Source organism: Cecembia sp., assembly GCF_007126775.1.
In the GTDB taxonomy this organism is placed as follows: domain Bacteria; phylum Bacteroidota; class Bacteroidia; order Cytophagales; family Cyclobacteriaceae; genus Cecembia.
On the sequence record NZ_SLAP01000020.1, the window covers coordinates 1 to 11075 of the forward strand.

At 39.7% G+C, this 11075-nt stretch carries 10 protein-coding genes and 1 pseudogene; all 11 read right to left on the reverse strand.

What is annotated here, in order from left to right; all coding sequences use genetic code 11:
• Window positions 1-520: P1 family peptidase (locus tag QZT73_RS01375; RefSeq protein ID WP_291786232.1), on the reverse strand; the 520-nt coding region annotated here is incomplete at its 3' end.
• Between the two features lie 70 nt (window positions 521-590).
• Entirely contained in the window at window positions 591-1811 is a 1221-nt protein-coding gene (locus tag QZT73_RS01380) for an acyltransferase family protein (RefSeq protein ID WP_291786234.1), read from the reverse strand.
• A 288-nt stretch (window positions 1812-2099) separates the two neighbouring features.
• A complete protein-coding gene (locus tag QZT73_RS01385) occupies window positions 2100-3323 on the reverse strand; it encodes an acyltransferase family protein (protein ID WP_291778593.1) in 1224 nt (407 codons plus the stop codon).
• Between the two features lie 305 nt (window positions 3324-3628).
• Window positions 3629-3931: a helix-turn-helix transcriptional regulator gene (locus QZT73_RS01390; protein ID WP_291778596.1), complete on the reverse strand. Its 303-nt coding sequence runs from the start codon at window positions 3929-3931 to the stop codon at window positions 3629-3631.
• Window positions 3915-4262: a type II toxin-antitoxin system RelE/ParE family toxin gene (locus QZT73_RS01395; protein WP_291778599.1), complete on the reverse strand. Its 348-nt coding sequence runs from the start codon at window positions 4260-4262 to the stop codon at window positions 3915-3917. The genes QZT73_RS01390 and QZT73_RS01395 overlap by 17 nt, the downstream gene beginning before the upstream one ends.
• Before the next feature lie 177 nt (window positions 4263-4439).
• A complete protein-coding gene (locus tag QZT73_RS01400; RefSeq protein WP_291778602.1) occupies window positions 4440-4925 on the reverse strand; it encodes an ester cyclase in 486 nt (161 codons plus the stop codon).
• Window positions 4926-4962: 37 nt separating this feature from the next.
• Window positions 4963-6204, reverse strand: a complete 1242-nt coding sequence (locus tag QZT73_RS01405) for a C45 family peptidase (protein WP_291786236.1) — start codon at window positions 6202-6204, stop codon at window positions 4963-4965.
• Between the two features lie 36 nt (window positions 6205-6240).
• Window positions 6241-7809 carry an amidohydrolase family protein gene (locus QZT73_RS01410; protein WP_291777980.1) on the reverse strand — a complete coding sequence of 523 codons (1569 nt, stop codon included), beginning with the start codon at window positions 7807-7809 and terminating at the stop codon, window positions 6241-6243.
• Window positions 7810-7988: 179 nt separating this feature from the next.
• Window positions 7989-9374: a sulfatase gene (locus tag QZT73_RS01415; protein WP_291777975.1), complete on the reverse strand. Its 1386-nt coding sequence runs from the start codon at window positions 9372-9374 to the stop codon at window positions 7989-7991.
• Between the two features lie 90 nt (window positions 9375-9464).
• On the reverse strand, window positions 9465-10649 hold the full coding sequence (locus tag QZT73_RS01420) for an alpha-hydroxy acid oxidase (protein ID WP_291786238.1): 1185 nt from the start codon (window positions 10647-10649) through the stop codon (window positions 9465-9467).
• 126 nt (window positions 10650-10775) lie between these two features.
• A pseudogene (locus QZT73_RS01425) lies at window positions 10776-11075 on the reverse strand (amidohydrolase); the annotation flags it as partial.

The following is an 11075-nucleotide window of genomic DNA, read 5'->3' on the forward strand; positions in this document are numbered from 1 at the left end:
CTTTTTTGACGTGAAAACCATTGATGTCATTCAAGTCTCCATCATAAGTTTCAGCAACTACCGGCAAAGACCAAAATATATCGAGTTCGTCAGGAAGTGGGTCAAAGTGCTTGTTCTTGAATTGCCATTCCACCACAGCATCACGTACCACGCCGACACTGTGGGTGTTGGTAATAGCAATCGGTCCTTCGAGAAAGCCTGATTCTTCCACCCAGGTGGTTCCTGTCATTTCCCCATTCCCATTGAGACTATACCAGCCTGCAAAAACCGGATCGTAATCTTTGCCTCTTGGGAAAATTGCCGTTACGCCGGTCCGGACAGGACCTTCTCCTACGACCAACTCCCCTTCACCTGATATCAAGGTGGTATGTCCGACTTCAATGCCTTTGACATCGGTGATGGCATTCAGTTTCCCTGTTTTTCCTTCGAGGGGTATCCCCAAATCTCTTGCTCTGGGTTTTTGGGCATATGCTTGACAAGTAATGAGTAAGATTATCGAGAATATAAATGTGTTTTTCATATTGGCTACTTTACTCTGATCTTAAATCGTTAAGGGTTTCTTCAAAAACTTGCTCTTTTATACAGTAGCCTCATTTGTTATCAGTTACTAAAGTCATATTTGGTATTACTGGCTTTTCCAAAGGCTTAATATCATCGAGTTTTCTGGAATATTTTCTTCCGTTTAGAAATGCTCCAATAAAGGTGGCTCTCACTAAATAGTGGTAGCTTACATAGCATATGATAGTTGTACTGATCAAGACAACAAGAAATTTTAATGTACTGGGAATGGGCCAATCTGCTAAAAGTCCTGGGATAAACGCAGTAAAGGGTAAATGCACCAAATACACCCAATAAGAGGAATCAGATAAATACCGCATTCTTGCAGAATGCTTACTTCCATATCTGATAAAAAGACCCGTAAAACCAAAAATGAGTAACCAAACTATGATGGATTTCATGAATATTTCAGCCTCGTAACCAAAGGTGAATCTGTTATAAAAATATATTGAAAACAGAATGATTCCCAAAATGAGGTTTAACCAATCATACTTTTTAAAGGCATCTAATAAATGTTTGGATTTGAATAAAACCCAACCTATAGAATAAAAGGAACCATAAAAGATAAATGTATTTAATTTAGGGATGAAAGAAAATGGATCGCCTAGCCAGGCAGTACCCATCATAAAATAGGTCAAAACAGTGATACCGGTAAAAATCAAAATCCTTAATACCGGTTGTTGAATTAGCCAGCTAAATGATTTGGAAAAATAGCTTCCCAGTCTAGGAATCCTTTTAAGAACTAAGGCAAAAAGCACTGTGACAAAGGTTATCATGGCTAGATAATATAGAAACCAAAGGTGAAAAGTCCAGGTAGGGATCCATGTCTTAAACTCTGAAAAATTGGCTAGGACTACCCCTTTGGCATCCAGATTTCCTCCGAAAATTAATCCAGAATATTCAAAGGAAAAATAAATAAAAGGCCACAACAAAATTAAAAACACTACAAAAGGAAGTACAATTCTTTCCACCCTGTTTTTCAACATTTTCATGGGGCTTCGTTCATAAAAAAGCATGGCTCCAAAGAAACCGGATACAAGAAAAAATGTGGGCATTCTAAAATAATGAATGAAGAAAACTATAAAATCATTCGATATGTGTGTTGTATTTGAATCTTTTAGTGACCAAAGGCCGCCATAGTTGATACTGCCATACGTAATTGCAGCATGTAATACTAATCCCAAAAGCATCATGATGGCTCTTAGGGAGTCCAAGGAGTGTAATCTTTCGGTTTTATGTGCTTGTATTTTCATATGATTATATTTTTTTTTAACGGCCATATGGAATCTCGCTTGTTGAAATAATCATTGCAGTGCGTGACGTTCTCGCCATGCCCGTCTGCTCCATGCAGGCTTGATTTCATCTGGGTACACTAATTTATTATTTGAAAATCTACATTTTACTTGTTTCAAGTGATCAACTCTTAGCCTAAGGTGGGATTGGAAGGGTTTTACTTTCCGCTCAACTTCATACTTGTTTATATTCAATAGGTTTTTTAGCATGATAGCCCACTTCGCGCTTTTGCAATGTTGGAACCTCGTTTATTTTTCTATTACAAGGTTTACATTACTCAATTTCAATTCTTCAGCTCTTTTTATGTCTGATAGCTTTCCGGAATATCTTCTACCATTCAAAAACTTCCCAACAAACGTCCCTCTCACCAAATAATGGTAGCTTACATAGCATATGATAGTTGTGCTGATCAAGACAACAAGAAATTTTAAGGTACTGGGAATGGGCCATTCTGCTATCAGGCCTGGGATAAAGGCAGTGATAGGTAAATGCACCAAATAGACCCAATAAGAGGAATCAGATAAATACCGCATTTTGGCAGAATGCTGACTTGCATATCTGATAAAAAGACCTGTAAAGCCAAAAATAAATAACCAAACCATGATGGATTTCAGGACTATTTTAGCTTCATAGCCAAAGGTGGAGCCCATAAAAAAGTACAGTAAAAACAAAATGATTCCCAAAATGGTGTTTATCCAATCATATCTTTTAAAGGTATCCAATAAATGTTTGGATTTTAATAAAATCCAGCCTATTGCATAAAAGGAAAAATAAAAGATAAATGTATTTAAATCAGGGATAAAAGACGTTGAAGTGTCTACTGAGGAGGTACCCATGATGGAATAGAGTATTGCGGTGATGCTTCCAAAAACCAAAATCCTTAACACTGGCTGCTGAATTGCCCAGCTAAAGGATTTGGAAATAGCACTGGTCAATCCAGGTAATTTTTTAAGAACCAAGGCTAAAAGTACTGAAGCAAAGGTTGTCAGGGCTAGATAGTATAAAAACCAAAGGTGAAAGGTCATTGCGGGAATAAGCGTTTTGATATCTGAAAAAATACTATCTAGGACTAGATTCATGGCATCTGGAATTCCAGCAAACACCATCCCTGAATAACTAAATGAAATGTAAATAAATGGCCACAGTAAAAATAGAAACACTACAAAAGGAAGTACGATTCTTTCCACCCTGTTTTTCAACATTTTCATGGGAGTTCGTTCATAAAAAAGCAAGGCTCCAAAGAAACCTGAGACAAGAAAAAATATGGGCATCCTATAAGAATGAATAAAAATGCTTATAAAATCATTTGACAGGTGCGTTGAGTTTGGATCTTGTATTGGCCATGCACTACCAAAGGTTTTAAGAACACCATAAGTATTGGCTCCATGAAGCACTATGCCCAATAGCATCATGATGGCCCTGAGTGAATCCAAAGAATGAAGTCGTTCCGTTTTTTGAGATAATGTTTTCAAAATGATGGAGGATTAGTTTAAATGCTTGATAAACATATTCTAATCAACTCATCATTAAATTGAAATCAAACCGATCAAGGACGAAACACCTGATTTATTGTCCGAAGGAAATGGTTTTCTTTCCGAAGCTAAAAAATGCTTTGGGCTCAATAAGGGGTTGGATCCCGTTTATTCAGAAATTTAAAAATATGGGCTTAGCGAGGTTTAGACGATCCTCGAAATGAGTTTAGTAGGCGAAAATTTGTTGCAGACAGGCAATAATTATCGCTATCGTCGTGTCTGCTTGCTTTAAGCAAGCTTTCGTGCTATTTTTCTACACTTAGTTTTAGGTGCCCACCTAATCCTTCTCTAATTATCCGCATCAAAGTCGATAGTCGAATATCACTTGCGTTATTCTCGATGCGGGAAATGTATGTTTTAGTTGTCCCGCATTTTTGCGCTAGTTGCTCTTGGGTCATGCCTTGGTCTTTTCGGAGTTCTTGAAGCATTGCCCCTAATTTAAAAGCTTCAAAGCCTTCTTCAAAAGCCTCTCTTTCTTTTGTCCCTCGTTCACCATATTCCTGATTCAGGTGATCGTCAAAATCCACAATTTTAGTTTTGCTCGTCATAATATTTCTTTTGAAGTTTCTCGGCTAATTTTATTTCATTTTTCGGTGTTTTCTGGGTCTTTTTTTGAAAGCCATTTAACACTACCACAACTTTGCCCTTGTCGAAAAAGCAAAATATCCGATAGATATTTGTACCGGAAATCATTCTCATTTCATACAAAGTGGTTCCTGCGATGTTCTTTAGGTATTTTGAGGGAACTCTTTCAACTGTTCTTATCAACTTAATCGTCCAGTTAATCCGCTCTTTAATTTTCGGATTCTGTTTTTGATAGAATTCCCAAAAATGTTCACCGAAGATTATGACCTTTCTTACATCATCACTTTCTTGCATGCGCTAAAGTTAGCTGATAAGGTAACATTTTGCAAGGGCTTAAGGTTCATGGTAGCGAAATTCTCTGATTATTGCATTTTGAACAACGTCAAATTTTTATGTTGATAGTTTACATCTAAATTATTGGGAATATGCGTAGTTGCGTGCCGCGAAAGCTGTCAGGATAACACTTAATTCTCATTGTTTAGTGAGTTGATTTTTCAAACTTAATGCGTCAGGAAAACCCCATTGCTCTGCTATTTTACCATCTGCTATCCTGTATATGGAAGTTTCGTAGATTGTTACTTTAATACCGGTAGCTTCAAGTCCTTCGAATGCTCCCAGTTGGGTACCTGTCGATTTATATCTTGTCACCACTTTGTCTCCTTCGCTTACCATATCGACGATTTCCTCTTTCCAGTCCGGAAATATTTTTCTATGACTTGAAATGGAATATTTTGCTCCTGCAATTCCTTTCCACTCTATTCCGTTTATAAAGTGGCAGACAAAATCGGAGGCCAATATTTTATCCAATTCCGATACCTGTCCGTCACTCCAAACACTATGATAATTTTTCACAACATCCCGGTTAGCGTCCAGGTCAATTTCTTGTTTATCTGAACTACAACTGATTATAAATGTACAGACTGTAAGAATCAGGACTGCACAAAGTGATTTTTTCATTTTGGGGTTTGTTTATCAACTATTGAATTTTGCTTTTCTAATTAAACCCAACCTTCAAATATTCACTTTCAGAAGGGGGGCCGGCTGTAATCTGAAGATAAGGCTCTCCTGTCAGCGTCATCACCACTGAGGAAAAAGTAAAACTATACCTTTTGGGATCTAATGGACGGCAGACTGGATTATTCGGATCATCCTTTGAGCGCAGTGCTTTTTTTATAAGGTCATCTGTAACGATGTCCTCATTTGCAATTCTTGTGGTCAAAGCCGCCAATCGGATATAGCTATTGGAGGTAACCGCAATTGTGTCTGCAATTTCTTTGGGATTGAACTCAGCAAACCAAGGTTTCACATCATCGTTGACAATCGGATGGTTGGTATGGTACACGGTTTGGTTTTTATTACCCGGATCAAACCTTACCACCTTGTTGGCCGATGCTTCAAAGTTGAAAACTTCACCCCTTACTCCCAGAATGTAATTCTGTCCCGAAGCATGATTGACCGAGGTGATAAACTCGATGATATCATCCCTTTCCGTCATTGAGAGTACTTTTCTAGTGACAAAGGCTACCGGCAATCCTGAATTGGAAGCGTTGAGCTGCATAATGGTATTCAGGATCATGCCTACCCCGGTGCTATTCATGCCATTCAGGGCAATCAAACCTGGATGGGAAAGCACCAACTGTTCAGGCCTGTCGGAAGTAGCTTCTATTCTGAAAAGTGTTTGGTAACCATCTGTGTATGGTTCGATATCCATGTTTTGGGCAATGTAGGAATTGCTACCATTTACCGAAGGAACACCGATATTGCTGCAGTGGTGGTTTTCTATTGAGTTAAGGTAAACCCAAAATTCATCCAATAGATTTAACACCATGATCTGGTCAAAACGCTGCTCCGAACCTTCGGCTATACCTCTCACTTCTTCATAAAGTTCAGGAGTCCATTTCTTGATGCTCCCTTCAAAATCTGCATAATCAAGAAATTCTTTCAGCACCTCGTCGGAATTTCTTGCCAGCTCTGCTTCTGTACTTTCCTTCCATTTGAGTACGATTTCGGCGATTTCCTTTTTGAAAAACTGCCCGTGTTGCATTCCCAATTCATACCCCGAACCTGAAAAAGAGGCCTGCTTTAGTTCCCTCTTTTGTACATCTTTCGCCGAAAGGGTTTCAGAGGGTATATTTTTTTTCGAAGGAGAGCTACAGCCCAATAATACGATCAGTGATAAGAAAGGAATTAATTTCTTTCTCAATTGCAAAAGAGTCAGTGGTTCATATTTTTTCATTTTGCCATGCGTTTTATGCTATTGAATTTATCTTTTCTAATTAAACCCTACTTTACCCCGCACTGACTCAAACAATTTCTTTGAATCATAACCTACACCACTTTTGAATACATACTGCACTTTGCGCAAATCACTGATGTTTTTGGAAGGGTCTCCATCAATAACCAACAGGTCGGCAGTTTTTCCGATTTCAATCGTTCCGATTTTATCTTGAAATCCCATTGCAATTGACCCGTTCATTGTGGCAATCTTGATCGCTTCCAATGGGGTGAATCCATCCGCCTCCACCAACAATTCAATCGCCCGCCAGTTTCCAAAACCTGCAATCGTACCTCCATTACCCGTCGGGTCCGAACCTACCGTGAGCAATCCCCCCATATCATAAAATAGCCTTTCCATTTTGGCATTGTTGGCAAAAACAGTATCATCTGCTGTAGGCCCCTGAAATGATTTAATCTGTGCAAACTGTTTTAAATAATAATCCCTACTGTCAGGAGAAAAATAATTAAGCAATTCAGGGGAGGGTGATTTTTGGGTGGATACGAAGCCTTCAAATACTGCTAAAGTGGATGTAATTATCACGTTTTTTGAGATGAGGTAGTTAATCAAATCTTTCACCGCATCACTATTTGTATCAACATGCGCTATTGAAAAATTCGCATCAGGAGGGCATAAGTTTTCTGTTTTATTTTGATGAAAATCGGTGCTTGACAAAAAACCATGCTCCAATTGGTCTATACCCATTTCTGCCGCTTCGCGATAAGTTACCGCACATAGGTGAGCCGTTACCTTTACATTTCTTTGATGTGCAGCGTCTATGGCAGCTTTTAAAATTGGCTTGGTAACTGTCATATAGGCCTTGAATGAGGTAAACCCTTGATCTGCCCAATAATTCACAAAAGCGGTTGCTTCTTCAGGAGTTCTGAGCCTGTTCATTTGAGGAAAAAAGGACCTGAACCCTTCAATGTATGGTGCCGTGACTTCCATGTTTGGCCCCGGATATTTTCCTGAATCGATATCCTGTTTTAAGTTTAGATCAGAGTACGGTTCCACATTACCTGCTGTCCTGATCGTAGTAGCCCCCGCAGCCAAATATAGCCTAGGGAAAGTTGCAGGCGTTTGTCTGGCATGAACATACTTTAATTCTGCAGAAAAAGCCGACATATACATATGCTCATGCAACATGACCAATCCCGGCATCAAAGTTCTACCCTTCATGTCCATGATTTTTGCCTCTTTCGGAGGGATTGCGTCGGCATCATTACCTATCCAAGTGATATTACCATTGTTGATCATGATGGTCTGATTTGCTTTGGCAGGATTGCCTTTTCCATCGATCAACAAAGCATTTTTAAAGACGATAACTGAATCCCGGTATGTAATATACTTTTGGGTTTCCTCGCTGAATTCCGTTTGGGAAAAGCAAAGCAGTGAAGAGAAGGTAAGAAAGAATAAAAGTGAAATCGTTTTTTTCATTTTAAAATCTTTCAATTCCATGCCCATAAAATATTGATGATCTTCCATTCTCCGTTGATTTTCCCAAGGTGTAATATAGTCAAAAAAAGCAAATTGGAATAAATGATTGAATTGGGTTGACTTTCTCATAAGATTAAGGTTAGGTTTAAAACATAGGTTTACCTAGTCTATAGTAATATAGGAAAATCAATGTTGCCAGAACTTCAACTTAGGACGAAATGCATCTTTTTCTTCCCCAATGAACAGGATTACTTTCCCGAAAAGAGTTTTCAGCAAATGAATTTAAAAAAATTAGAAGACTGTCGACCTCAATTTTTTGGTTTTTTCTTGGATTCCAAATACTCATAATGGCTGTTGTCCGGAGGAGTCCTGATCACCTTACTTTCGGGTAAAGGCCCCAGTTGTTTCACTGCCAATTCCATTGCCCGCATCATTTGGGCTGTTTTCTCAGGGTTTTCCTTCATAAGATTGGTAGTTTCTCCGGGATCGGTTTTTAGGTTGAATAAAAGCGTATCATGCGCATCTACTTTTTTCATGCCTCTCGAACCTGCATATCCCGCATAAGGGCGTTTGATCTTCCAATCTCCCTCCCGATATCCTTCCTGACTGGAAAGCATATAATACAGGAAAGTATCCCCTTCCCTGCTGCCGTTTTCAAAAAGTACTGCACTGAGGTCTTTACCGTCAATTTCCCGGTCTTGAGGGACCTCGGCTCCGACCATTCTGCAAAAAGTTGGAAACCAATCCATCTGAGTGGCCGGGTCCTCATAGACTTGCCCCGGTTCAATTTTCCCTTTCCACATCGCCACAGTCGGTACACGCACTCCTCCTTCGAAAGTAAATTGCTTTCCTTCTCTCAATGCTCCGGCCGAACCACCATGGTCTTCCATCACCAGCCAAGGACCATTATCTGAGGAAAATACGATAAGCGTATTTTCAAGAATTCCCTTTTCTTCCAACTTTTTCAGGATTTCCCCAACGCTCCAGTCTATTTCTTGGATAACATCTCCATATAATCCCCGATTTGAGGTTCCTTCAAACTCCGGAGAGGCATAGATGGGAACATGTGGCATATTATGGGCCAGATACAGGTAAAAAGGCTGGTCATCTACAGAATCAATGAACTTCAAGGATTCTTCCGTATAGGTCCGGGTAGTATATCGCTGATCGACTTTGTATTCTTCCACTTCATTATCTCTCATATACACTACAGAGGCCATGTCATTGGAGTAGGGAATTCCAAAGTATTCATCAAATCCCTGATTGAGGGGAAGGAATTTTTCAAGGTGGCCCAAATGCCATTTTCCCACAATACCCGTGCGGTAGCCTTTTTCTTTCAGGATTTCGGCTATGGTGATTTCTTCAGGATCCATTCCTGATAAACTCTCCGGGAAAAAAACCGCATTGATGCCCATCCGTTGTGGCATTCTGCCTGTCAGAAGTCCGGCACGGGATGGACTGCAAACCGGAGAAGCGGATAAAAATGAAGTGAATTTAATTCCTTCTGCCGCTATTCGGTCAATATTCGGGGTAGCAATGTCCGTAGCACCAAAACATCCCAAATCTCCATAGCCCAGGTCATCTGTAAAGATGAAAACGATGTTTGGCAGTTGGGATTGAATCTCATCTCCCTTATCAGTCCCACAAGCCAAAAGAAGGCAGCTGACCAGAATCAGCATTGGTTTTCCTTTCATCTCAATAGTGTTTATCTACCAATTTAAGCTTTTTTATTTTATTGACTTAATAAGTTACTACCAACTTAAATGGACCTGTTCAATTTGCATTTAGATTCCAATTACAAAATCCCTCGTAATTTTTTCAATTGAGGCCGCTCCGGCAAGTTGCATGTCACGGACCAACTCCCCCTTGAGAATGTCCAGGGCTATTTCAACTCCCTCTTGACCCAAGGCCCCGAGTCCCCAGCAAAATGGTCTTCCTATACAAACCGCTGTTGCTCCAAGAGCCAAAGCTTTAAAAATGTCTGTTCCTCTTCGTATACCTCCGTCTATCAAAACCGGTATCTTGCCATCAATCTCTTCCACTATTTCAGGAAGACAGTCTATCGTGGACCGAAGGCTTTCCAATTGCCTACCCCCGTGATTGGAGACAATAATTCCATCAGCACCATACTTTAGGGCGAGTTCAGCGTCCTCTCTGGTAACAATTCCTTTGAGTACAATTTTCATGTCACAGTTTGCCCTAAGCCAAGCTATGATTTCCCAAGTCAATCCAGGGTCATCAATTTCGGTTCCTTCAGGTAATATCCCCTCATAATTCCCCATTTTGAGTTCTTTCGAATTTGTAAGTTTGGTAAGTGTTGTGCCACCTCTTTCCCTGTTTCCAATCACAGGAGTATCCACAGTCAATACACAGACCTTACACCCTGCCTCTTCTGCCCGTTCAAGGAGTTTTTTGGTGACCTTTCTATCTGTTGTTGGATAAAGTTGGAACCAAAGATCGGCTTGGGATTGCGCTGCGATTTCATTCACAGAAAAATTGGAAACTGAAGAAACAATCATCTGATGTTTTTTCTTAACCGATGCTTTCGCTGAAGCAATTTCACCCTCAGGATGGAAAAATTTCTGAAATCCAACAGGACCTAAAATGATCGGATTATCCAGGGTTTTTCCAAACAGTTCAACCTCTGTGGAGATCGTACTGACATCAATTAATCGACGTGCTCTGATTTGAATTCTTTGATAGGCCTCAACGTTTGCTTTTACGGTTTTTGAGTCGTCAGCTCCTCCGTTCAGGTAATCTATGGCATCTTTTCCCATGACTTTTCCGGACATCTCCTCCAAGTCAAAGACATTTTTAAAGTCCGGAATTTCTTCAGCTTTGTCCGGACTTGATGTGCATCCCGAAAGCGATATCGCCGGTAAAGCCAAAGCCAAACTGGATAATCCTATCCACTCAAGAAACTTGCGTCTTTGTATTTCGGCCTTTAGATAAGGGTCTAAATTTTCCATTTTCTTATTTTCTGGTCCTCCCGGCAATGAAAAATCCAAGAGCAATTATTTAGTTCTAAATTTATAATTAATGCAATATTCTCATCGATATCCAATAGAATTTGATCATGCTTATTCCCTTATCAATCAATGACTTTCTAAACTCCAATTTTTATTCATATCCGCATAGTCAAACACCAGATTGCAGAAAGCAATGACTCCTAATTTAAATGAATTGTCATCAATTATAAATTCAGGCGAATGATGTGGTGCTGCTGTCATAGGGTCTTGCCCTTTTGGCATTCCTCCTAAAAAAAAGAACAAACCTGGCACTTCTTGGGCAAAGAATGAAAAATCTTCTGCGGCAGTCATCGCAGGTACAAGTAATGTGTTTTCTATTCCTGCTGATTTTTGGAGAGAAGGAAGCATGGATTTTGTCAGCTCCAC